The sequence below is a fragment of the Bacillus timonensis genome (assembly GCF_000285535.1).
GTDB classification, from domain to species: domain Bacteria; phylum Bacillota; class Bacilli; order Bacillales; family Bacillaceae_L; genus Ferdinandcohnia; species Ferdinandcohnia timonensis.
The window spans coordinates 1-318 of record NZ_CAET01000106.1; the positions used below are offsets into that span (position 1 = coordinate 1).

The following is a 318-nucleotide window of genomic DNA, read 5'->3' on the forward strand; positions in this document are numbered from 1 at the left end:
TCGACGCAAATCCGTGAGCGGCAGACGCAAAAAATTGGGATAATGACGCAAATCCGTGGGAGCAGACGCAAAAAATTGGGATTTCGACGCAAATCCGAGGGCGGCAGACGCAAAAATTGGGATAATGACGCAAATCCGTGGGAGCAGACGCAAAAAATAGAATTTCGACGCAAATCCATGGGCGCAGACGCAAAAATAAGGATTTCGACGCAAATCCATGGGCGCCGACGCAAAAATCGAGAAAGTGACGCTAATTCGTGGGCACAGACGCAAAAATTGGGATAAAGATGCAAATCCGTGGGACGCAGACGCAAAAAT

General features: G+C 48.4%; 1 protein-coding gene. It reads left to right on the forward strand.

The window, feature by feature from the left end; translation table 11 throughout:
* A partial coding sequence (locus BTHG_RS23885) for a hypothetical protein (RefSeq protein ID WP_010280249.1) occupies nucleotides 1-285 on the forward strand: 285 nt, incomplete at its 5' end.
* Nucleotides 286-318 lie beyond the last annotated feature (33 nt).